A 22,868-nucleotide genomic window follows, 5' to 3' on the forward strand; every position below is an offset into this window, starting at 1 on the left:
GTCACGGTCTCGGCCACACCTGCATTGTCGCAGAGATAGAGCTTTGTTTCCGGCCGGCAGAATTCGGCAAGGCGCTGGCGGCAGCCGCCGCAAGGCGAGCATTTGGCCATGCGTTCGGCAAGGACGGCGATCTCCACGATCTTGCCGCCGCCGCCCATAATGTAGTGGCCGAGCGCCGTGGTCTCGGCGCACCAGCCTTCCGGATAGGAGGCGACTTCGATGTTGGCGCCGGTAAAGACGCGCCCGTCCTCGGTGCGCAAGGCAGCGCCGACCGGAAACCTGGAATAGGGCGCGTAGGCCTTGGCCATGGCGGCCTTGGCGGCCTCGAACAGATCATGCGACATTCAGGTGTTCTCTCCGATGATCGTGTTCAAAACCAAACCCGGCGCAAGGCCGGCCCGCCGCTCAACGTTCCTTGACATAAGGCACGCCGCCGGCGCGTGGCGGAATGGCCTTGCCGATGAAGCCGGCGAGCAGGATGACGGTGAGGATGTAGGGCAGCGCCTGCATGAACTGCGCCGGCACCTTGCCGATGATGGGCAGCGGCGAGCCTTGCAGGCGGATCGACGCCGCGTCCAGGAAGCCGAACAGAAGACAGGCGAACATGGCGTTGACCGGCTTCCACTTGGCAAAGATCAGGGCAGCCAGCGCGATGTAGCCCTTGCCCGCGGTCATGTCCTTCACGAAGCCGCCATTTTGCACCATCGACAGGTAGGCGCCGGCAATGCCGGTGAGGATGCCGGTGCAGATCAGCGCCCTGTAGCGCAGCCAGGCGACCGATATCCCGGCGGTGTCGACGGCGGCCGGGTTCTCGCCTACGGCGCGCAGGCGCAGGCCGAAGCGGGTGCGAAACAGCACCCACCAGGTGAACGGCACCATCAGGAAGGCAAGATAGACCAGGATCGAGTGGCCCGACAGGAGCTCGGCATAGATCGGCCCGATGATCGGCACGTCGCGGATGGCCTCGGCGCCGGGCAGGGTGATGGCCTCGAAGCGCTCGCTCGGTTGCAGCGCCGGCGTGCGCCCGCCCTGCTGGAACCAGGCCTGGCCAAGGATGATGGTCGAGCCGGCGGCGATGAAATTGATCGCCACGCCGGAGACGATCTGGTTGCCGCGATGGGTGATCGAGGCAAAGCCGTGGATCATGGCGAAGGCGACCGAGATCAGGATCGCCATGCCGAGGCCGAGAAGGGCCGAATGGAACACGGAAGCGGCGGCCGCGCCGGCGAAGGCGCCGACCAGCATCTTGCCTTCGAGGCCGATGTCGAAGATGCCGGCGCGTTCCGAATAGAGCCCGGCGAGGCAGGCAAGCAGCAGCGGCACCGAGAGGCGGATGGTGGAGTCCAGTGTCTGGATGATCGCGTTGAACACATCCATCTCAGGCACCTTTCCCCTTGACCGCTTCCATGCCTACCGATCGCGGACTGAACGAGGCGAACAGCGCCTGGATGTAGGGCCGGAACATGTGCTCGAGGGCACCGGCAAACAGGATCACCAGGCCTTGAATGATGACGATCATGTCGCGGCTGATCGCCGGCATCTCGAAGGCGAGTTCGGCGCCGCCCTGGTAGAGCATGCCGAACAGGATCGCCGCCAGCACGATGCCGACCGGATGCAGGCGGCCCATCAGCGCCACGGCGATGCCGACGAAGCCGGCGCCGGAAACGAAGTCGATGGCGACATTGTGCTGATCGCCCATCACCGGATTGAGCGCCATCATGCCGGCCAGCCCGCCCGAGATCATCATGGCGGTGATGATGATGCGGGTTTCGGAAATGCCGGCATAGCGTGCCGCCTTCGGGCTGTGACCGTAGGTGCGCATCTCATAGCCGAGCTTGGTGCGCCAGATCAGCAGCCAGACCAGGAAGGCCATGACCAGCGCCAGCAGGAAGGTGACGTTGAGCGGCGCCGAACGGATCTTGGCGCCGAACAGCTCGATGATCCAGTTGAGCTTGGGCAATTCCGCGCCGGCGAGGAAGTTGCGCGTCTGCGGCGCTTGCGAGGCGGCCGGCTTCAACGGGCCGACCAGCAGGTAAACCATGATCGAGGCGGCGATGAAGTTGAACATGATGGTGGTGATGACGACGTGCGAGCCACGCTTGGCCTGCAGATAGGCCGGGATGAGCGCCCACAATGCACCCACCGCCGCCGCCGCAATGATCGCCAGCGGGAAGGTCAGCCACCATGGCAGTGTGCTGTCGAAGCTCAGGCAGACGATGGCGATGCCGAGGCCGGCGATGTAGGCCTGCCCCTCGGTGCCGATGTTGAACAGGCCGCAATGCGCGGCCACCGCCACCGAAAGCCCGGTGAAGATGAAGGTGGTGGCATAAAAGAGGGTGAAGGCGATGCCTGTGCCTTTGCCGAAGGCGCCTTCGACCAGGATGACGGCTGCGCGCAGCGGATTCTCACCGACCAGAAGCACGACGAAGCCGGCGACGACGAAGGCAACGAACAGATTGATCAGCGGGATCAGGCCATAGTCAGCCCAGGCCGGCAGTTTGGCGTAAGGCGTGCTCACTCTGCGGCCTCCTGATGCTCGACGCCGGCCATCAGCAAGCCGAGCTCGCCTTCGGTCGCTTCGGGACCGCGCTCGCCGACGATGCGGCCGGCAAACATCACCAGGATACGGTCGGACAGCGAGCGGATCTCGTCCAGCTCGACCGACACCACCAGCACCGCCTTGCCCTGGTCGCGCATGGCGATCAGGCGCTTGTGGATGAATTCGATGGCGCCGACATCGACGCCGCGTGTCGGCTGGCCAACGATCAGAACACCCGGGTCCTGTTCCATCTCCCGCGCCAGCACGATCTTCTGCTGGTTGCCGCCGGAGAAATTGGCGGTCTTGAGCCGGCAGTCGGCCGGCCGGATATCGTATTTCGTGATCTTGTCCCTGGCATCGTTGCGGATGGCATCGATGTTGAGGAACGGCCCTTTCAAATAGCGGGGATCGTCGTGATAGCCGAGGATCGAATTCTCGTTCTCCTCGAAGGCCAGCACCAGCCCGACGTGATGGCGGTCCTCCGGCACATGCGCCAGGCCACGGTCGCGCAATTCGCCGGGATCTGCCGCACCGGTCAGGTCGATCGGCTTGCCGTCGAGCATGACCGAGCCGGACACGGCGCGCCTGATGCCGGAAATCGCCTCGAGCAGTTCGGATTGTCCGTTGCCGGCGACACCGGCGATGCCGACGATCTCGCCGGCCCTGATATCGAAGGAGATGTCGTCGACCATGGTGACGCCGCGCGTATCCCTGACCGTCAGGTTCTTGACCGCGAGCTTGATGGCGCCGGCCTCGGCCTCGCCCTTCTCGACCCGCAAGAGCACGCGCCGCCCGACCATCAGCTCGGCCAGTTCCTCGACCGTGGTCTTGGCTGTCTCGCGCGTCGCCACCATCGTGCCCTGGCGCATCACCGACACCGTGTCGGTGATGGCCATGATCTCGCGCAATTTGTGGGTGATCAGCACCACCGTCTTGCCTTGGTCCTTCAACTGCCGAAGGATGCGGAACAGATGGTCGGCCTCGGCCGGTGTCAAAACGCCCGTCGGCTCGTCGAGGATCAGGATCTCGGCGCCGCGATAGAGTGCTTTCAGGATCTCGACACGCTGTTGCAGGCCGACCGGCAGTTCCTCGATGATTGCATCGGGATCGACTTCCAGCCCGTATTCACGCTCCAGCCGCTCCAGTTCGGAGCGCGCCTTGGCGATGCTCTTCTTCAAGAGCGCATCGCTTTCGGCGCCGAGGATGACGTTCTCCAGCACCGTGAAATTGTCGACCAGCATGAAGTGCTGATGCACCATGCCGATGCCGAGCGCGATGGCGTCATTGGGGGTCTTGATCGAGGCCGGCTGGCCGCCAACGCGGATCTCGCCGCTGTCGGCCTGGTAGAAGCCGTAGAGGATCGACATCAGCGTCGACTTGCCAGCTCCGTTCTCGCCGACAATGCCGTGGATCGTGCCGCGACCGATCTCAAGGTTGATGTCCCGGTTGGCGCGCACCGCACCAAAACTCTTGTTGATGCCGATCAACTCGATTGCGGCTTGCGCCATGCAGCCTGTCCCACTCTTATTTTTTTATCGCTTGGTCAAAACGCCTAGCATGACGCTCCGCCCGTGCCAATTGGCGGAGCAGGTTCACTCTCGACAAATCCCGGTGCGCTTGTCAATTTGCAACGTGGCCGGGGCCTTCACATTCGCTAGTATGACGGCGCCGAAATTCGCATCACGGCGCAAGACATCGCGGTCAACGACATCGCGGTGAAGATTGGGGAATTCACATGATCATGCCCGCCGACCGGCTGACGACGCTGGAAATCCGCGCCGCCGAGCAGGAGAAGACCATCGAGGAACTGTCCGGCCAGATCGCCGAGCAGTGGAAAGTGATCGAGCGCATGCAGCGCAAGCTGGACTCGCTTACGGATCGCTTCCTGGCGCTGGAGGAGCAGACAGGAGATGAAGTGCCAGTAACCAAGCCGCCGCACTGGTGAGAGACTGTTTGGAAATTCTACTCTGGCGGCCATCTGACGGCGTTTTCTGCGCTTCCGTTGCTCACGGACCAAATGTCCGCTCCGCTACGGTTCTCGAAATCACCATCATATGACTCGCCAGAGCGAATTTCGAAACAGTCTCTGAGGAAAAGGGGAGGGTGCACGCCGTGGTCAGTGAAAGCGATCGCATCGCGCGGGCCAGCGACTATGTGCGTGGCCTGATGAACGATGCGGAGCGCGAACGGGCCGAACGTGATCTGGAGATCGACCCGGCCTTCCGCGACGAGGTCGTGCGACTTGCCGAGCGCATGCACGTCTTCGACCGTGCCGAACCGGGAGATGGCGAAGAGCGCTGGAAGCAGATCACGCAGCGGATTGGCGAGCTGCCGCAGATGCGTAGTTCTGGCCTGAGCGACGCCAGGCCGCCAACCGTGATCCGAAGCCTGTCGCGGCGGCCATACGGCGTCGGCCTGCACACGCTGGGCGGCCGGCGTGAATTTGTGGTTGCCGCCGGACTGATGGTGGCATTCGCGGTGGGTTGTCTCGTCGCGAAGCTGCTATAGGCGAGGCCGGCGCGCCATCAGCGCCATCGTCTCGCCCTCCGAACCGCATATCTCAACTGTATTCCAGCCGAGGGCCGCGTAGAAATCACGCGCATCCCATGTGTAGAGATAGAGCATCGCGACGCCCCGTGACGCCGCATGGGCTTCCGTTGCCTTGACCAGCGCGGTGGCGATGCCTCGGCGCCGATACTTTGCATCGACAACCAACCCGGCCAGCCATGGCGTCACATCATGCATGGCCTCCAGCTCGTGGCGGACCAGCAGGCATGTCCCGACCAGGGTGTCGCCGATCCGGGCCACGAATGCCGCCTCGAAGCCGTCACCGGCGATCAAGTCGCGAAGCCCTGCCGCGTCTTCCCCGAGGCTTCTTCCGGTTCCCTCGAAAAAGGCAGCCAGGCGCAGTTGCGCGACCGCTGCTACGTCGTGCTCGCTCATGGGTTCGATCGTCGGCTGCATCTATCTCCCGAAACGATGTCTGGCACGGAGCGAAGGTTTCGATCGATCCGTATAAGGCAAAACCGCCGGGCTGGCGCCCGGCGGTTTGCAGATCATGGTCGTATGTCCGTGCCGCTCAATAGGGGCAGGCGTTGTCAGTCGTATAGTCGTGCACTTCGACCTTGCCGGCGATGATGTCGGCCTTGGCCTTTTCGACGGCCGCCTTCATCTCGTCCGTCACCAGCGCCTTGTTGTTGTCGTCCATGGCGTAGTCGACGCCGCCTTCCTTGAGGCCCAGATTCTCGACGCCGCCCTTGAAGGTGCCGTTCTTGCCGTCCATGAAGGCGGTGTAGACGGCGACGTCGACGCGCTTCAGCATCGAGGTCAGCACCTTGCCGGGCTGCAGGCCGTTCTGGTTGGAATCGACGCCGATGCCGAGCTTGCCGGCATCCGCCGCTGCCTGCAGCACGCCGACGCCGGTGCCGCCTGCCGCGGCATAGACCACGTCGGAACCCTGGTCGATCTGCGTCTTGGCGATCTCGCCGCCCTTGGCCGGATCGTTCCAGGCAGCCGGCGTGTCACCGGTCATGTTCTGGATGACATCGGTCGCGCCGGCCGATTTGGCGCCGCCGACATAGCCGCATTCGAACTTGCGGATCAGCGGGATGTCCATGCCGCCGACGAAGGAGACCTTCTTGGACTTCGAGGCCATCGCCGCCATGATGCCGACGAGATAGGAGCCTTCGTTTTCCTTGAATACCAGCGAGCGGACATTGGGCATGTCGACGGCGTCGTCGATGATGGCGAAGTTGAGATCGGGGTATTCGGCCGCGACCTTTTTCAGCGCATCCTCCCAGGCGAAGCCGGCCATGACGATCGGGTTGTGGCCGTCCTCGGCGAAGCGGCGCAGCGCCTGCTCACGCTGCGAGGCATTGGAGACCTCGAATTCGACGTAAGCCGTGCCGGTTTCCGTCTTGAATTTCTCGGCGCCGTGATAGGCGGCCTCGTTGAAGGATTTGTCGAATTTGCCGCCAAGATCATAGAGGATGGCCGGCTGGACATCCGCGGCGAAAGCCGGAAGAACCATTGCGGTTGCGGCCAGGAGGCCGAGAACGATACGTTTCATGTGATCCACACCCTGTCGGTTATTTTTTCCGTTACGCACCGCATGCCGGCCCGGTTCTCCGGCAGGCATGCGACGTCAGCCAGGAGTGTATTCCCTCCCGCTCGGCGGCAATCTGGCATGGCCCGAAACAAAATTCACGCGGAATTTTGACCTTTTGGAAAAGCTTGGTGCGGGCAAGCCGCACCGCAGCTTGTCCTTGCGCCAAGTGTCAGATGGACGCGCTGGCAGGGATGGCGCAAGCGACTCCGGTGCCTTTGAGGTTGCAAGTGCCGTAAGGGTTCTTCGCCAGATATTGCTGGTGATCGGCTTCGGCGAAGTAGAATTCGGCCGCCGGGGCGATCTCGGTGGTGATCCTGCCGTGGCCGGCACCGCGCAGTGAGGTCTCGTACGCATCGCGCGAGGCGCTCGCCGCCGACAATTGCGCCTCGTCGCTCGTGTAGATCGCGGAGCGATAGGCGGTGCCGACATCATTGCCCTGGCGCATGCCTTGCGTGGGGTCGTGGCTTTCCCAGAACAGCTTCAGAAGCCCAGCATAGGAGACGATCTCGGGGTCATGGACCACCAGCACCACTTCGGCATGACCGGTAAGCCCGGTGCAGGTCTCCTGATGGGTCGGATTGGGCGTGAAGCCGCCGGCATAGCCGGCCGCGGTGACCCAGACGCCTTCGATCTGCCAGAACAGCCGCTCCGCAGCCCAGAAGTAGCCGAGTCCGAACATCGCCGTCTCCAGCCTCTCGGGATAAGGACCCTTGAGCGGTCTTTTCAAGACCTTGTGCCTGGATGCGGTCGGGATCGCCCTGGCGCGGCCCGGCAGAGCCTCGGAGGGCTTCGGCAGATTGAGCTTCTTGTTCAGCATGTCGCTGAGAAAGAACATGCGCGGCTCCTCTTCGGGTGAACGCAAGAAGCCGCATGACGGCGGCTTTGTTTGAGCATCGGGTTTCCCAAAACCGGCAACCGCTTTTGGGTCCGATGCTCTAGGTGGCGGCGAATTGCCCGGTACGCGGTGACCGCCTGTAGCCTATCGCATAGAGCAGGAAAGCCAGCACCGCGAACACGGCGAAGCCCGGCTGGTTCAGCACCCAGGCGATGGCGCCGTCCCACAGCAGCGGGCTGGCCTTGGTTCGGATGAAGGTCTCGAAGGCGGCCCGCGTGTCGGGCGAGACCGCCAGCCAACTGGCGTTGAGCGGGGTCAGCACCAGCACGGAGGCCGCCACGGTGCGTGTCGCGTCGAGCACCGCCATGATGACGGAAATCGATAGCGCGATCATTGCGGCAAGACGAAAGACGAAGCGAAACATCAGAACCCTCCTCCGGGCTGGTCCCCCTCCCGAGGGGCCTTTCAGAGATAGAATGCGCATGGCTGGATCGCAATCGCCATACGCGAATTTGCAGACTTCAAACTCAGGTCAACAGCAGACCGGACGACAGTCGGTCGGGTGGCTTTTCATTGACATGTGAGGGCAGCTATGCTAATAATTTGGGTATGGTGTTGAGTTGCGCCGACGACCCGCCGCACTGGCGGGTTTTTGCGTTTGGGTGCCTGGCAAACCGACGCGCCGGCGAAGTCTCTAAAGGCCGGGTGAACTCGGATTCGTTGCCCTGCGCGAACTATGCGGCAGGCTTCCTTTTGCGCCGATGGACACGCCAGACGGCAAAAAAGCCGCCGCCAATGGCGCCGATCACCAGGCCGGCCAGGCCAGTGAACACCGCGAAATAGCCGCAGGCGCCCTCGAAACAGCTCATCTCGGTGGCATCAGCGATCACCGAGCCGATGGCGAATCCGGCCACGGCGCCGATGACCGCGCCCAGGACAATGCCGAGCAGCGCGGCGAGGACCGAGACGAAGGCCGATGGGCTTTCGGTTTCCGGATTGACATAAACGGCATCGGCTTCGGATCCACGGCGCAGCAGATGGATGCAGAGAGCGCCGATGGCGATTTGAGCAGCCGTGATGGCGAGCGCCTGGCTTGAAAAGACGAAATCCGAAATCGTCAGTGCACAGGCCTGCCAGGCCACCAGCCAGACGATTGTGGCGACCTGCCAGATGGTGAACCGGCGCGGGAAGCGGGCCGAGCGGCCGAAGGCGAGGCCGAGCAGGTAAAGTCCCCACAGGATGGTGACGATGTCGATGACGAGTCCGGCATAGATAAGGTAAAACACACTGTCTGGCATGCCGGTGGCGCCGACCGCCGACCAGACGGAGATCAGGCCGTAGACCGACCACGCCATGACGAAGACAAGCCAGCCCACCGGCACGAAGGATAGCCCGCTGTCCGGCCGCCTGACTGGCGTCTGTCCATTGCTCGATGTCATGTCCGCACAATGCCCCGCAAAGCCTCGGCACCCGACAGGCAACTCCGGGGGAAGTCAAGGGCGGCCGTCCCTGCGGTCCTGCCTGTGCACACCATTGCAGCGGCGGCGCCCGCAAAAACGGGCATGCCGGCGGCCTTGTGAAACACTGTGTGGCCGGCAAAGCGAATAGACTGCCGTTATGGCTTGGCATTCGGCGCCGGATCGACTAGATGAGCCCCGCGCCTGTTGCTTCGACGGCTCAGGTGCCGGGGAAGGCGTTTGCTGGTTGGCGACGCCGATGGCGGAAGTTCCGCCTTGCCCCAAGGGAGGTGCATCTCCCCAACCCGCGCGGCAAAACCGGCCGACGTGACATGCATGGACGGAGAGGTGGCCGAGTGGTTGAAGGCGCACGCCTGGAAAGTGTGTTTACGGGAGACCGTAACGCGGGTTCGAATCCCGCTCTCTCCGCCATTCTGCTTCGCTCTACGAGCTTCGCAGGACAAGCCCGAGCCTCTGCGAAGCAGGGCGGTAAATATCCCGCCGCGCTCTGCTCTTGAAACCTGCCAATCACAGGAGATGGCATGCCGAACGATGTAATCGTGCGCGACAGCAATGGCGCTCAATTGAATGACGGCGATTCCGTCACGCTGATCAAGGACCTCAAAGTCAAAGGCACTTCGGAGACGATCAAGCGCGGCACGTTGGTGAAGGCCATCCGCCTGAACGGCAATCCCGGCGAGATCGAATGCAACACCAAGCAAGTGAAAGGCCTGGTGCTCAAGACCGAGTTCGTGAAGAAGGCGTGAGCCTCAAGGCGGCAAGCGATCTCGATGGCTCCTGCGGGATTTTGGAGAGCCTGCCGTCGCCAAGGGGCTGCGGAGCCGTTGAGCGTCCCGCACGCGATCGTTGCGTTGCGCATTGATAATTTCGCCGACCAGGCACAATCAAAAAAATCGCCAAGTCCCAAGCTGGAACCTCCGGCCTCGTTGCGCGTTTCACGGCGTCCCGTTCGCGGATCCGCCCGGATATCTCTCCAAGCGCGCGAAAAAATCAGGAGCCCGCTTCATGCACGACAAGCTGTTTCATTCACCGGTCGCACTGTCGGTCGGCCTCGGCTTCAAGCGCGAGATTGCCTCGCTGGCCGAAATGCACGATTTCCTCACCAATTGGACGACCTCCCGTCGCGGCCCGCTTTACCGAAACGCGGTGGAGACATGTGATCTGGCCATTCCGGGCTATGTGACCATCGAGCAGGCACGACGGGCGTTGCTCGAATTCGTGCAAGCCGCCGGCATCCTGTGGCCGGACCTCGAGCCAGTGGCGGGCGTGCACGCCGTTGCACGTGGCTATGGCGGCTACGCCGCCTGAAGATTGATGTTCTCCGTGGCGGCTGAAGCCACACCACCATAGAAAGCCCGGCTGGCCCCCAGCCGGGCTTTCGCCTTTCCGGCAGCTCGCAAGGAAATCGCAAATCCTGTGGCTGGCCGTGTGTCTTGCGCGACAATCCCTGCGTGTCGGGAAGAGCCCGCGCAAAAATCTTTATAAAATTCCTATTTCTTTCCACTGCGCCCCGTCTCGAACCTTTATGGCGATCGGGTCCATATTCCCTTCAGAAAACACAATCGGTTCCGTCGCCAAAGATGCGCCGGGCCACTTTCGAGATATTGCGAACTCTCCTGTCAAATTCGCAAAGTACAAAAGAACAAAAGGAATAAACACAATGGATATGGCCGTTATCGGGATCGGAATTTTGTTCTTCGCCCTTTGTTTCGCCTACGTCAAAGCTTGTGACGCGCTCTAGAGCGAGGCTGAGAAAATGATCGTCGACTATATTCTCGGTGGCGGCGTTACGCTGTTCCTGCTCGCCTACCTGACATACGCCCTCGTTCGTCCAGAACGCTTCTGAAGGCACGGAAAGCCCACAGCCATGACACTGAACGGTTGGATACAGATCCTGGTCTATTGCGGGATCGTCATATTGCTGGTGAAGCCGCTCGGCGGCTACATGCACCGCGTCTTCAACGGCGACCGGACGCTGCTTTCGCCCCTCTTCGGCCCGCTTGAGCGCGGGCTGTACCGTGTTTGCGGAACCAGCGAACGCGAGGAACAGCACTGGACCACCTACGCGGTCGCCCTGCTGCTCTTCAACCTTGCCGGCTTCCTGGTGCTCTATGTCCTGCAGCGCCTGCAGGGCAGCCTGCCTTACAATCCGGCCGGCATGACAGCGGTTGAACCTGGGCTCGCGTTCAACACCGCCGCCAGCTTCATGACCAACACCAACTGGCAGAACTATGGTGGCGAGAGCACGATGTCCTATCTCGTGCAGATGGCCGGGCTGACGGTGCAGAACTTCGTTTCGGCGGCCACCGGCATTGCCATCGCCATCGCGCTGATCCGCGGCTTTGCCCGGGCTTCGGGCAAGTCGATCGGCAATTTCTGGGTCGATATGACCCGCTCCACACTCTATCTGCTGCTGCCGTTCTGCATCGTGCTGACGCTGGTCTATGTCTGGCTCGGCATGCCGCAGACGCTCGGCGCCTATGTAAACGCCACGACGCTGGAAGGCGCGCAGCAGACCATCGCCGTCGGCCCGGTCGCTTCGCAGGTGGCCATCAAGATGCTCGGCACCAATGGCGGCGGCTTCTTCAACGCCAATGCCGCGCACCCGTTCGAGAACCCCGACGCGATCTCCAACCTGATCCAGATGGTGTCGATCTTCGCCATCGGCGCCGCCCTGACCAATGTCTTCGGCCGCATGATCGGCAACCAGCGCCAGGGCTGGGCGATTCTCTCGGCCATGGGCGTCATGTTCATCGCCGGTGTCGCCATCTGCTACTGGGCGGAAGCCGCTGGCAACCCGCTGGTGCATGCGCTGGGCATCGACGGCGGCAACATGGAGGGCAAGGAGACGCGTTTCGGCATCGCCTTGTCGGCGCTGTTTGCCGTCATCACCACGGCCGCTTCCTGTGGCGCGGTGAACGCCATGCACGGCTCGTTCACGGCGCTCGGCGGCATGATCCCGATCATCAACATGCAGCTTGGCGAAGTCATCGTCGGCGGTGTCGGCGCGGGCCTCTACGGCATCCTGATGTACATCGTCGTCGCCGTCTTCGTCGCCGGCCTGATGGTCGGCCGCACGCCCGAATATCTCGGCAAGAAGATCGAGGCCAAGGAGGTCAAGATGGCGATGCTGGCCATACTGTGCCTGCCGCTGGCGATGCTGATCTTCACGGCCATCGCCGTCGTGCTGCCGACCGGCGTGGCGTCGATGGGCAATGCCGGCCCGCACGGCTTCTCGGAGGTCCTCTATGCCTACACTTCGGCGGCGGCCAACAACGGTTCGGCCTTTGGCGGCCTCAGCGGCAATACGCCATGGTACAACATCACCATCGGCATCGGCATGCTGATGGGCCGCTTCCTGGTCATCATCCCGGCGCTGGCCATTGCCGGCTCGCTGGTGGCGAAGAAAACGGTTCCGGCCTCCGCCGGCACCTTCCCGACCGATGGCCCGCTGTTCGTCGGGCTGCTGGTCGGCGTCATCCTGATCGTCGGTGGCCTCACCTTCTTCCCGGCGCTCGCCGTCGGGCCGATCATCGAGCACCTGGCGATGGCTCACGGGCAGACCTTCTGAGACCGTCATGTCCTGGTTCAATGCCATGCGCCGCAAGGTCGGCCACAGGGACGATCACGGAAAGGAGGAGAGACCTCCTCCTTTCCCGACCCTGTCGACGTTTCTCGGCCTTGCGGCAGTCATGCTCGTCCTCTGGCTGCTGGCCTACGGGCCGCCCCATCTCTTTTCGGCATCCGATCATCCGGTGCCGTCCAACAACACCGAAGCCGGAGCTTCAAAATGAGCCACTCGAAATCAGCCAGCATCATGGATGCCAGCATCCTGCTTCCCGCCATTGGCGGCGCCTTCCGCAAACTCGACCCGCGCACGCTGGCCAGGAACCCGGTGATGTTCGTCGTTGCCGTCGTCTCGGCGCTCACCACGGTGCTGTTCGTCAAGGACCTGGTCACCGGAGGCGGCGATCTCAAATTCACGTTGCAGATCATCATCTGGCTTTGGTTTACCGTGCTGTTCGCCAACTTCGCCGAAGCGGTCGCAGAAGGCCGCGGCAAGGCGCAGGCGGATTCGCTGCGCAAGGCACGCACCGAGACCCAGGCCAAGCTTTTGACCGGTGAAGACCGCACCAGATACAAACTCGTGCCCGGCACCAGCCTCAAGGTCGGCGATGCCGTGCTGGTCGAGGCCGGCGACATCATCCCGTCCGACGGCGAGGTGATCGAAGGCGTCGCTTCGGTCAACGAGGCTGCGATCACGGGCGAATCCGCGCCGGTCATCCGCGAATCCGGCGGCGATCGTTCGGCGGTCACCGGCGGCACGCAGGTGCTGTCCGACTGGGTCCGCGTGCGCATCACAGCGGCTTCCGGCCACACCTTCCTCGACCGCATGATCTCGCTGGTCGAAGGTGCCGAGCGCCAAAAGACGCCGAACGAGATCGCGCTCAACATCCTGCTCGTCGGCATGACGCTGATCTTCGTGCTGGCCACCGCGACGATCCCGAGTTTTGCTTCCTATTCGGGCGGCTATATCTCGGTGACCGTTCTGGTGGCGCTGTTCGTCACCTTGATCCCGACCACGATCGGCGCGCTGCTTTCGGCCATCGGCATCGCCGGCATGGACCGTCTGGTGCGATTCAACGTGCTGGCCATGTCGGGTCGCGCCGTGGAAGCCGCAGGCGACGTCGACACGCTGCTGCTCGACAAGACCGGCACGATCACGCTCGGCAACCGCCAGGCGACGCAGTTTCGCCCGGTCAAGGGTGTCACCGAGCAGCAACTGGCCGACGCGGCCCAGCTGGCCTCGCTCGCCGACGAAACGCCGGAAGGCCGCTCCATCGTCGTGCTGGCCAAGGAGAAATACGCCATCCGCGCCCGCGACATGGCAACGCTGCACGCCACCTTCGTGCCCTTCACAGCGCAAACCCGTATGAGCGGCGTCGACATCGATGGTTCGTCGGTGCGCAAGGGCGCCGTGGATTCCGTGCTTGCCCATGTCAACCAGTCGACGGTTGCCGCCCATGGCACGCGGCCCGGCAGCGATACCGTCAGGGATCTCCAGGCCATCGCCGACGAGATCGCCAAGTCCGGCGGCACGCCGCTGGCGGTCGAACGCGACGGCCGCCTGCTCGGCGTCATCCACCTCAAGGACATCGTCAAGGGCGGCATCAGGGAGCGCTTCACCGAACTGCGCCGCATGGGCATCCGCACGGTGATGATCACCGGCGACAACCCGATGACGGCGGCGGCGATCGCCGCGGAAGCCGGCGTCGACGACTTCCTCGCCCAGGCCACGCCGGAGGACAAGCTCAAGCTGATCCGCGACGAACAGGCCAAGGGCAAGCTGGTGGCCATGTGCGGCGACGGCACCAACGATGCACCCGCCCTTGCACAAGCCGATGTCGGTGTCGCAATGAACACCGGCACGGTCGCCGCGCGCGAGGCCGGCAACATGATCGATCTCGACAGCGATCCGACCAAGCTCATCGAGATCGTGGAGATCGGCAAGGCGCTCTTGATGACGCGGGGCTCGCTGACGACCTTCTCGATCGCCAACGACGTCGCCAAGTATTTCGCCATCATCCCGGCGATGTTCGCCGTCTTCTACGTCGCACCTGGACAGACGACCGGCCCGTTGCAGGCACTCAACGTCATGCATCTGGCAACGCCGCAGAGTGCCATCCTGTCGGCCATCATCTTCAACGCGCTGATCATCATCGCGCTGATCCCGCTGTCGCTGAAGGGCGTCAAATATCGGGCCATCGGCGCCGGCGCGCTGCTCAGCCGCAACCTGCTTGTCTACGGCCTCGGCGGCCTCATCGTGCCTTTCGTCGGCATCAAGGCGATCGACATGATCGTCACCGCGCTTGGCCTCGCTTAAGGAATATACCCATGCTTACCCAGATAAGACCCGCGATCATCATGATCGTCTTCTTCACGGTCCTGACCGGCCTGATCTATCCCCTGGGCATGACCGGCATCGCCCAGGCGCTGTTCCCGCGTCAGGCCAATGGCAGCCTGGTCGAGAAGGACGGCAAGATCATCGGCTCCGAACTGATCGGCCAGGGGTTTGCCGGCGACAAGTATTTCCACGGCCGCCCCTCGGCTGCCGGCGACGGCTACAATGCGGCCGCCTCGAGTGGCAGCAATCTCGGCCCGACCAATCCCAAGCTGATCGATCGTATCAAGGGCGATGTCGAGAAGTTGAAAGCGGAAAACCCGAACCAGCCCGTGCCGATGGACCTGGTGACGACGTCCGGCAGCGGCCTCGATCCCGACATCAGCCCGGAAGCCGCTTACTTCCAGGTCGCCCGGGTGGCCAAGGCCAGGGGCATCGACGAAGCCAAGATCAAGGCGCTTGTCGATGCCCAAGTCGAGGGCAGGGAGCTTGGCTTCATGGGCGAGCCTGTGGTCAATGTGCTTGGCCTCAACCTTGCGCTGGACGCCGCGAAACAGTGAATGGTGCGGGCCGGGGATCGACAGTACCCCCGGCGCCATCCATGATCGATCCCGATGCCTGACGACAGAAGCAGCGACGCCAGACCCTCACCCGACGCACTGCTTGACCATGCCGAGCGGGAGGGGCGCGGCCGGCTGAGGATTTTCCTCGGCGCGGCACCCGGCGTCGGCAAGACCTATGAGATGCTGATGTCGGGCCGCGCCAGGCTGGCCGATGGCGTCGATGTGGTGATCGGCGTCGTCGAAACGCATGGCCGCAAGGAGACGCTGGCCCTGGTCGAGGGCTATGAGGTCATTCCCCGCCGCAAGGTCGATTACAAGGGGCGCATCCTCGACGAGATGGATATCGACGCCATCCTCGCCCGGCGCCCGGCGCTGGTTCTTGTCGACGAACTCGCCCACACCAATGCGCCCGGCAGCCGCCATCCCAAGCGTTATCTCGACGTCCAGGAAATCCTGACGCACGGCATCGACGTCTACACGACGCTCAACATCCAGCATGTCGAAAGCCTGAACGACGTCGTCGCCCAGATCACCAAGGTCAGGGTCCGCGAGACGGTTCCCGATTCCATCATCGACCAGGCCGACGATGTCGAGATCATCGATCTCACCCCTGACGACCTGATCAAGCGGCTCGAGGAAGGCAAGGTCTATTTCCCGAACACCGCGCAGCGCGCGATCGAGAACTATTTCTCGCCCGGCAATCTGACAGCGCTCAGGGAACTGGCGCTGCGCCGCACCGCACAGCGTGTCGACGACCAGTTGCTGATCCATATGCAGGCGCACGCCATTCCCGGACCGTGGGCGGCAGGCGAAAGGGTTCTCGTCTGCCTCGACGCTCGACCGGGAGGAGCGGCCCGCGTGCGCTATGCACGCAGGCTGGCTGACCGGCTGCGTGCCCCATGGACGGCGCTGCACGTCGACAGCACGCGTTCGGCCAGCATGCCCGAGGACGACAAGGACCGGCTGGCGACGAACCTGCGCCTTGCCCAACAGCTTGGCGCCGAGGTGACGACCATTCCGGGCCAGAATGTGGCGCAGGACATCGTGCGTTATGCGACGGCGAACAATTTCACCCATATCGTGGTCGGCAGGCCGACCCGGTCGCGCTGGCGCGAATTGATCGAAGGCTCGCTCACCTACGATCTCATCCGCAACGCCGGCGACATCAGCGTCCATGTCATTTCAGGAAACGAACGAAGCGAGGCGTCGTCGCGGAGCGTCAAGGCGGCGGACGAGCAGTGGCAGTTCGAAATCTGGCCCTATCTCAAGGCCACGGCCTTTGTCATCGGCTCGCTCGCCTTCGCCGTCCTTCTCGACCAGTTCCTCGACGTTCGCAATCTGGCGATCATCCTTCTCATCGGGGTGCTGGCATCGGCGGTGACCGGCGGCCTGTGGCCGGCTCTCTATGCCTGTTTCGTCAGCGCCCTAGCCTTCAATTATTTCTTCCTGGAGCCCCGCTATACGCTGACGATCAGGGATCCGGAAAGCATCGTCGCGCTTGGCGTGTTTCTGGTCGTTGCGGTCATCGCCAGCAATCTGACGGCGCGTGTACAGCGCCAGGCGGTCGCCGCCCGCTCACGAGCGCGGGCGACCGAGGACATCTACCTCTTCTCAAAGAAGCTCGCCGGCGCCGGGACACTGGACGACGTTCTCTGGGCCACGGCCTTCCAGATCGCCTCGATGCTGAAGCTGCGGGTGGTGCTGCTTTTGCCGGAAGACGGGACGATCACCGTCAAGGCCGGCTATCCGCCTGATGACACGCTGGCCGAAGCCGACATCGCCGCCGCCCGCTGGGCCTGGGAGCACAATCGTGCCGCGGGTCGCGGCGCCGACACGCTTCCCGGCGCCAAGCGTCTCTATCTGCCCTTGCGGACCGGGCGCACGGCAATCGGTGTCGTCGGCCTCGACAACGACAAGCAGGGGCCGTTGCTGACGCCCGAGCAGCAGCGCCTGCTCGACGCGCTGGCCGACCAGGCTGCGGTCGCTATCGAGCGTATTCAATTGGTCGCCGACGTCGACCGCGCCAAGCTCGCGGCCGAGGCGGACAGGCTGCGCTCGGCGCTGCTCACCTCCATTTCCCATGATCTGAAGACGCCGCTCGCCGCCATCATGGGCGCGGCCGGCACGCTGCGGGATTTTTCAGCAGCACTTCCCGAACCGGACCGGGCCGAACTGCTGTCGACGGTGCTCGACGAATCCGAGCGGCTGAACCGCTTCATCGCCAATCTGCTCGACATGACCAAGATCGAGTCCGGCGCGATGGAGCCGAACTACGCTTTTCACTATGTCGGCGACATCGTCGGCTCCGCCCTGCAAAGGGCCAGGAAAATTATTGGCGAGCACAAGATCGAGACGGACATCCCCAGGGATCTGCCGATGTTGAAGGTCGACCCGGTGCTGTTCGAGCAGGCGCTGTTCAATCTTCTCGACAATGCGGCGAAATATGCCCCGGAAGGCTCGACGATCCGCGTGCAGGGCTGGACCGACAATGGCTCCGTCCTGCTGCAGATCATGGATGAAGGGCCGGGCATTCCTCCCGGCGATCTGGAGCGGATTTTCGATACTTTCTATCGGGTGCGCAAGCGCGATCAGGTCCGCGCCGGCACCGGGCTCGGGCTGTCGATCTGTCGCGGCTTCATCGAGGCGATGGGTGGCACGATCACAGCGGCAAACCGGACCGACCGTTCGGGCGCGGTGTTCACCATCAAGATGCCCAAGCCGGCAAATCCGCCCAATTTCGACGCTTCGAATACCGACGATGTGGGTGACCTGGCATGACAAACTCGAACGTCAGGATACTGGTCGTCGATGACGAGCCGCCGATCCGCAAGCTGCTGCGCGTCGGGCTCGGCAGCCAGGGCTACGCGATCAGCGAGGCGCCGAATGCCCGGGTGGCGATCGAGCTGATGGAGGCGGAGAAGCCGGACCTCGTCCTGCTCGACCTTGGCCTGCCCGGCATGAGCGGCCATGAACTGCTGCGCAAATGGCGCGACGACGGGCTCGACATTCCGGTGGTCATCCTGTCCAGCCGGACCGACGAGGCCGGTATCGTCCAGGCCCTGGAACTCGGTGCCGACGACTATGTCACCAAACCTTTCGGCATGAACGAACTGGTCGCACGTATTCGGGTGGCGCTCCGCCACAAGTTCCAGCAGCAGGGCGAGAAGCCGATTTTCCAGACCGGTGATCTCAGCGTCGACCTGGTCAAGCGCCTCGTCAAGGTCCAGGGCAAGGAGGTAAAGCTGTCGCCGAAGGAATACGACATCCTGCGCATGCTGGTGCAGCACGCCGGCAAGGTGCTGACCCACCATTTCCTGTTGAAGCAGGTCTGGGGCGACTCGACCGACGTGCAGTATCTCAGGGTCTATGTGCGCCAGCTCAGGCAAAAGATCGAGAAGAGCCCCGACCAGCCGCGCTACATCACCACCGAGACGGGTGTCGGATATCGCCTGCGCGAGGTCGAGTGAGCGGGTTGGAATTAGCCGATCGCTTCCAGCTGCCGACCAAACGGTCTGGAAACCCGCAAGGCCGCTAGGCAGCCGACAATGCCGAGCGGCACGAAGGCGAGAAACAGCCAGGACGCGACATTCGCCGCCGCGTCGTGGTTCAAGCCTTGCGAAAAGCCGCTGGCATTGGCGACGATGCCGGCGAGTGCGGCGCCCACGGCATAGCCGATGCGCTGCATGGTCGGTACCGCCGCCGAGGCGATGGTCTGCTCGCTCTCCGGGGCGGAGGCGACGATGACGCGCGTCAGGAACGGCCAGGCGATGCCGAAGCCGCCGCCTTGCAACAGGGCGCACATCAGGATCAGCGGGATGGAGCCCAGGGGTATCGTGTAGGCAAAGCCGGCGATGCCGGCCGCGATCATCACCGCGCCGCCAACGATGATCAGCCGCTCGCGTTGCGGCGGTGCGTTGGCGACGAGGATCGACAGGATCGACCAGGCGATCGATTCGGCGGCGATGATGTAGCCGGTGGTCAGCAGCGGAATGTCGTGCAGGCTGGTCAGCAGCAGCGGCCCGTAGACGCCGAAGGAACAGGTCGCCACCGAAAAAGCGGCAACCATGGTCATGCCGGCGCCGACCGGCGTGCGCCATGAGAACAGCCGCGCCGGGAACAGCCGCGAACGCGGCTTCAGCGCGTCGATGGTGAAGAACAGCACCAGCCCGATGAGGCCGACGGCCATCAGCAGCGAGGAGCGCAGCAAGGCGATGTCGACGCCGGCCGAGGCGATCAGCACCACGGCGACGGCAAGGCAGACAAGGGCCGCGAACGGGAAGGGCGGCGCCCCGCCCGTGCTCGCCCTCGGCTTCGTCGCCTGCGGCGTGTTGAGCACGAGGAAGCTTGCCAGCGCCATGGCGGCGCCGCCGAGTGTGAAGATGCCGAAGGCCCAGCGCCATGACAAAAGCTCGGTCATGATCGCGCCGAGCAATGGTCCGCTGAAGGCGGCGACGCCCCAGATCGCCGACATGATGCCGAAAAGCTGCGGCCAGATGGCGCGTGAGAACAGTCGCTCGACCGAGACGAAGGCCAGCGACACCAGCGCACCGCCGCCAAGTCCTTCGATCAGGCGGCCGGCGAGGAACAGTTGCATGGAAGGCGAGGTGGCGCAGATCAGGGCGCCTGCTGCGTAAAGCAGCGCGGCGACCACCATGTTGGTGCGCAAGGGGACATAACTCACCAGTCGTCCGGCGGCCGCGCCGGCAACGATGGCGCCGTAGATGGCCAGCGACCAGCCGACGAGCTGTACGCCCGCCAGTTCGCCGACCATGGCCGGCATCACCGTTGCCACCATCGTCTCGTTGGTGGCGTGCAGCAGAATGCCGAGGCTGATGAAGCAGAAGCGCGCCAGGTCGCCGCTTGCCCACAATGCGCGCCAGTCGACCCTGTTTGTGCTGATTTCGGTCATTTCCACCCCTGACTTCCATATCTTGACGCCGGCGCAGGACGCCAGAAGCCAGTGCGGGATTCCGGCAGGACCATGCGAATCGACAGCGCCGGATTGCGCGCCGCATCAAGGCGTTGTTGCGTTCGGGGCAGGCTTGTAAAACCTCAACCGCGGTTGAGCTCAAGCGAATTTCTTGGGATATGTTTGCGGTCCGGTGGCGCGATCAGTTCTCGGTGCTGCGCAGCTGGAACTGGCTGACGCCGATCGCGAGGTTCATGCCGGTCTGCGTCTGCAAGCTGAGCGGCTGCAAGGTGAAGGCCTGAGAGGAGCCGCCGACCAGCAGATTGGCGCCAGCGCCGACGGCGGCCGTCACCTCCGCGCTGGCGCCGATGTAGTCGCCGGCCAGCGCACCCGGCGCATAGATGTTCTTCAGCGGCGTCAGCACGATCCACTGCATGATCGTCTGCTTCGTCGTGCCGATGTCGAGGCCGTATTTGTTGACGGCGCCGAAATAGGCTTCCGGCGCGAAGCTTTTGTCGGCGGGGTTGAAGGTGCAGCTCAAATCCTTGCTCGAGCCGAAAATGAAGCCAGTGCCGCCGCCGATGGCGCAATCGAGCGTGCCGAGCTCTATGCCCTGGTCCTGGGCTTGCGCCGCCCCGGCAAACACAGTGGCGAATACGGCAGCGGCAATGGCTGTCTTCAGCATGATGGTCCCCTCAAAAATCAACGGCGTGGAACCATCCTATCTGGTTCCGCGCCGCGGGGTGAGGGGGCATGGAGCGCATGGCTCCATGCAATCACTTGAACGAGTGGATCAGCTGGAGCGAGGTCACGGCCACGGCAAGGTTGACGCCGGTCTGCGCCTGGACGCTGAGCGGCTCCAGCATGAAGGCGCTGTCCAGGCCGCCAACCAGCAGGTTGGCGCCACCGCCGGTCACCACGCTTGCCTCGGCGTTGACGCCGTAATAGCTGCCGGCGAGATCGCCACCGTCACTGTCCCGGGTCGCAGCCAGCACGGCCCAGACCAGCTGGCCCTGATGCGTCTGGCCGACATCGAGGCCGATCTTGGAAATGACGCCTGTGTAAACCTCGGACGGCCCGTGATGATGAGGCCGGAAGACACAGGACACGCCCTTGTTGGAAGCCACGATATAAGCGGTGCCGCCGTCGATGGTGCAATCGAGCGTGCCGAGTTGCAGCTTGCCGGCGCTGGCTGGAGCCACCGCGAACATCGTCGTGGCGAGGGCTGCGGCGCAGGCGAGTTTCTTGATCATTGGGAGGGTCCTTTCGCGAATTACTTTTTCAACAACGGCTTGAGTGGGTAGACCGTTCCGCTGAAAACTTGGCGCGATCAAGGCAGGGGCCGAAAGCCTCCTGCCGGGGTTAATGCGCGGTTGCGAAGTGCGTCCTTTCGGACACGCAAGGATCCCGCGGCACTTGGATGTCACGCGGATTTGTATGGGAAACGCTTGCCGAAATCGAGATCAGCTGACGCGGGCGAGGCCATCCTTGGCCGGCTGGTAGGTCGGATCGAGCCGAACGGCTTCCTTGTAGGATTTCGCCGCCTTGGCCTTGTCGCCGCGCCGCTCGTAGATCAGCGCCTGGTTGGACCAGGCCTCGGCATTCCTGCCGTCGAGCTTGATCGCCATGTTGAAATCGGAGAAGGCGTTGTCCTCGTCGTTGGTCGCCAGATAGGAGAGGCCGCGGCCGTTGTAGGGCTCGGCGGCGTCCGGCGCCAGCGAGATGGCGGTCGAGAAGTCCTCGATGGCGAATTTGTGCTGACCCTGGCTCTGATAGATCAGGCCTCGATTGTGGTAGGCGCGCGCGTCGGTCGTATCGAGCTGGATCGCCTTCTGGAAGTCGTTGAAGGCGTCCTGGGTGCGACCCGCCTTGCGGTAGAGATTGCCGCGGCCGATATAGGCGGCGTCATAGTTCGAGTTGATCTGGATCGAACGGTTATAGTCCGCCAGCGCGGCTTCCTGGTTGCCGAGGAAGCGCTGGATGAGCGCGCGATTCGAATAGGCCTGGAAGAAATTCGGATTGAGCTGGATGGCTTGGTTGAAATCCTTGAGCGCCGCCTGGTATTGGCCACCACGGCCATAGGCCGAGCCGCGCACATTGTAGCCTTCGGGATCCTGGGGATTGCGCTGGATGACGCCCGACAGCGAGGAAATGTTCTCGCTCGAGCCTTGCGCCTTGTCGATGTTGTTGAATTCACCGGTCGGGCCCGCCGTTTGGCAGCCGGCAAGCGCCAGTCCGGAGAGCAGGGCTGCTGTCAGGGCGAAACCACGCAATGCGGTCCCGCGCTCCACGCTTGTTGCGTTCATGTCTGCCCTGTCCTCACTTCAAGCCGCGTCGTTCAGGTCCGGCTCCCCCTCCGGACCGGTCACATCAAAACAAAAAGGTGGCGGCGATTCCACATCGCGCCACCTCTGATATCCTTCGAAAAGGACGAAAAATTGGCGTTAGAACCGCGGCGGACGCGGAGCGCCACCTGCACCACCAGCGGCGCCGGCAGCAACAGGGCGCGGCGTCATCGGCAGCAGGCCTTCGCG

Annotated in this window: 24 protein-coding genes, 1 tRNA gene and 1 pseudogene; 12 read left to right on the forward strand and 14 right to left on the reverse strand. The window is 63.4% G+C overall.

Going from position 1 to position 22,868, the window contains the following annotated elements; genetic code table 11:
* The 4 genes from cdd to EN943_RS19390 form a co-directional block, all read right to left on the reverse strand.
* On the reverse strand, positions 1-344 hold a 344-nt coding region (gene cdd / locus EN943_RS19375; RefSeq protein WP_127414208.1), incomplete at its 3' end, for a cytidine deaminase.
* 61 nt (positions 345-405) lie between these two features.
* Positions 406-1,377: an ABC transporter permease gene (locus tag EN943_RS19380; RefSeq protein ID WP_127414209.1), complete on the reverse strand. Its 972-nt coding sequence runs from the start codon at positions 1,375-1,377 to the stop codon at positions 406-408.
* Position 1,378: 1 nt separating this feature from the next.
* Positions 1,379-2,518, reverse strand: coding sequence for an ABC transporter permease (locus tag EN943_RS19385; RefSeq protein ID WP_127414210.1), 1,140 nt, complete (start codon positions 2,516-2,518; stop codon positions 1,379-1,381).
* Positions 2,515-4,047 (reverse strand): ABC transporter ATP-binding protein, encoded by a 1,533-nt coding sequence (locus EN943_RS19390; protein WP_127414211.1) that lies wholly within the window; start codon positions 4,045-4,047, stop codon positions 2,515-2,517. The genes EN943_RS19385 and EN943_RS19390 overlap by 4 nt, the downstream gene beginning before the upstream one ends.
* 230 nt (positions 4,048-4,277) lie before the next feature.
* Between EN943_RS19390 and EN943_RS19395 the strand changes: the two genes are divergently transcribed.
* Both EN943_RS19395 and EN943_RS19400 read left to right on the forward strand, forming a co-directional pair.
* A complete protein-coding gene (locus EN943_RS19395; protein WP_206517352.1) occupies positions 4,278-4,484 on the forward strand; it encodes a SlyX family protein in 207 nt (68 codons plus the stop codon).
* Between the two features lie 167 nt (positions 4,485-4,651).
* Positions 4,652-5,047 carry a hypothetical protein gene (locus EN943_RS19400; RefSeq protein WP_127414225.1) on the forward strand — a complete coding sequence of 132 codons (396 nt, stop codon included), beginning with the start codon at positions 4,652-4,654 and terminating at the stop codon, positions 5,045-5,047.
* Here EN943_RS19400 and EN943_RS19405 read toward each other — a convergent pair.
* The 5 genes from EN943_RS19405 to EN943_RS19425 form a co-directional block, all read right to left on the reverse strand.
* Positions 5,042-5,482: a GNAT family N-acetyltransferase gene (locus EN943_RS19405; protein WP_245475909.1), complete on the reverse strand. Its 441-nt coding sequence runs from the start codon at positions 5,480-5,482 to the stop codon at positions 5,042-5,044. The two genes, EN943_RS19400 and EN943_RS19405, sit on opposite strands and share 6 nt — an antisense overlap.
* Before the next feature lie 136 nt (positions 5,483-5,618).
* Entirely contained in the window at positions 5,619-6,608 is a 990-nt protein-coding gene (locus tag EN943_RS19410) for a BMP family ABC transporter substrate-binding protein (RefSeq protein WP_024502791.1), read from the reverse strand.
* A gap of 208 nt (positions 6,609-6,816) precedes the next feature.
* Positions 6,817-7,482 (reverse strand): peptide-methionine (S)-S-oxide reductase MsrA, encoded by a 666-nt coding sequence (msrA, locus tag EN943_RS19415; protein WP_127414213.1) that lies wholly within the window; start codon positions 7,480-7,482, stop codon positions 6,817-6,819.
* A gap of 100 nt (positions 7,483-7,582) precedes the next feature.
* Positions 7,583-7,906: a hypothetical protein gene (locus EN943_RS19420; protein WP_127414214.1), complete on the reverse strand. Its 324-nt coding sequence runs from the start codon at positions 7,904-7,906 to the stop codon at positions 7,583-7,585.
* A 310-nt stretch (positions 7,907-8,216) separates the two neighbouring features.
* Positions 8,217-8,921, reverse strand: a complete 705-nt coding sequence (locus tag EN943_RS19425) for a hypothetical protein (protein ID WP_245475910.1) — start codon at positions 8,919-8,921, stop codon at positions 8,217-8,219.
* 360 nt (positions 8,922-9,281) lie between these two features.
* Between EN943_RS19425 and EN943_RS19430 the strand changes: the two genes are divergently transcribed.
* The 10 genes from EN943_RS19430 to EN943_RS19480 all read left to right on the forward strand — a co-directional run bounded on the left by EN943_RS19430 (position 9,282) and on the right by EN943_RS19480 (position 18,892).
* Positions 9,282-9,371: transfer RNA gene (locus tag EN943_RS19430), tRNA-Ser, on the forward strand.
* A gap of 110 nt (positions 9,372-9,481) precedes the next feature.
* Positions 9,482-9,706, forward strand: a complete 225-nt coding sequence (locus tag EN943_RS19435) for an alkylphosphonate utilization protein (RefSeq protein ID WP_013529641.1) — start codon at positions 9,482-9,484, stop codon at positions 9,704-9,706.
* Positions 9,707-9,965: 259 nt separating this feature from the next.
* The gene (locus tag EN943_RS19440; protein WP_127414215.1) at positions 9,966-10,268 is read left to right on the forward strand and encodes a DUF982 domain-containing protein; all 303 of its coding nucleotides are present in this window, start codon (positions 9,966-9,968) and stop codon (positions 10,266-10,268) included.
* A 448-nt stretch (positions 10,269-10,716) separates the two neighbouring features.
* Positions 10,717-10,806, forward strand: coding sequence for a K(+)-transporting ATPase subunit F (locus EN943_RS19450; protein ID WP_032808122.1), 90 nt, complete (start codon positions 10,717-10,719; stop codon positions 10,804-10,806).
* Positions 10,807-10,827: 21 nt separating this feature from the next.
* Positions 10,828-12,531, forward strand: coding sequence for a potassium-transporting ATPase subunit KdpA (gene kdpA / locus EN943_RS19455; RefSeq protein WP_127414217.1), 1,704 nt, complete (start codon positions 10,828-10,830; stop codon positions 12,529-12,531).
* A gap of 25 nt (positions 12,532-12,556) precedes the next feature.
* A complete protein-coding gene (locus EN943_RS19460; RefSeq protein WP_245475911.1) occupies positions 12,557-12,754 on the forward strand; it encodes a hypothetical protein in 198 nt (65 codons plus the stop codon).
* Positions 12,751-14,844, forward strand: coding sequence for a potassium-transporting ATPase subunit KdpB (gene kdpB / locus EN943_RS19465; protein ID WP_127414219.1), 2,094 nt, complete (start codon positions 12,751-12,753; stop codon positions 14,842-14,844). The genes EN943_RS19460 and kdpB overlap by 4 nt, the downstream gene beginning before the upstream one ends.
* An 11-nt stretch (positions 14,845-14,855) precedes the next feature.
* Positions 14,856-15,422, forward strand: coding sequence for a potassium-transporting ATPase subunit KdpC (kdpC, locus tag EN943_RS19470; RefSeq protein WP_127414220.1), 567 nt, complete (start codon positions 14,856-14,858; stop codon positions 15,420-15,422).
* A 54-nt stretch (positions 15,423-15,476) separates the two neighbouring features.
* On the forward strand, positions 15,477-18,203 hold the full coding sequence (locus EN943_RS19475; RefSeq protein ID WP_127414221.1) for a sensor histidine kinase KdpD: 2,727 nt from the start codon (positions 15,477-15,479) through the stop codon (positions 18,201-18,203).
* Positions 18,200-18,892 (forward strand): response regulator transcription factor, encoded by a 693-nt coding sequence (locus EN943_RS19480; RefSeq protein ID WP_127414222.1) that lies wholly within the window; start codon positions 18,200-18,202, stop codon positions 18,890-18,892. The genes EN943_RS19475 and EN943_RS19480 overlap by 4 nt, the downstream gene beginning before the upstream one ends.
* Before the next feature lie 11 nt (positions 18,893-18,903).
* Here the strand turns inward: EN943_RS19480 and EN943_RS19485 are convergent, their stop codons facing one another.
* The 5 genes and pseudogenes from EN943_RS19485 to EN943_RS19505 form a co-directional block, all read right to left on the reverse strand.
* Positions 18,904-20,334: an MFS transporter gene (locus EN943_RS19485; RefSeq protein WP_127414223.1), complete on the reverse strand. Its 1,431-nt coding sequence runs from the start codon at positions 20,332-20,334 to the stop codon at positions 18,904-18,906.
* Positions 20,335-20,536: 202 nt separating this feature from the next.
* On the reverse strand, positions 20,537-21,019 hold the full coding sequence (locus EN943_RS19490) for a DUF992 domain-containing protein (protein ID WP_127414224.1): 483 nt from the start codon (positions 21,017-21,019) through the stop codon (positions 20,537-20,539).
* 91 nt (positions 21,020-21,110) lie between these two features.
* Positions 21,111-21,587, reverse strand: a complete 477-nt coding sequence (locus tag EN943_RS19495) for a DUF992 domain-containing protein (protein WP_027037654.1) — start codon at positions 21,585-21,587, stop codon at positions 21,111-21,113.
* Positions 21,588-21,797: 210 nt separating this feature from the next.
* Positions 21,798-22,640: a tetratricopeptide repeat protein gene (locus tag EN943_RS19500; RefSeq protein ID WP_027037653.1), complete on the reverse strand. Its 843-nt coding sequence runs from the start codon at positions 22,638-22,640 to the stop codon at positions 21,798-21,800.
* 138 nt (positions 22,641-22,778) lie between these two features.
* Positions 22,779-22,868, reverse strand: a pseudogene (locus tag EN943_RS19505) (30S ribosomal protein S21); the annotation flags it as partial.

Origin of the sequence: Mesorhizobium sp. M7A.F.Ca.US.006.01.1.1 (assembly GCF_003997935.1) — a bacterium.
Taxonomy (GTDB): Bacteria; Pseudomonadota; Alphaproteobacteria; order Rhizobiales; family Rhizobiaceae; genus Mesorhizobium.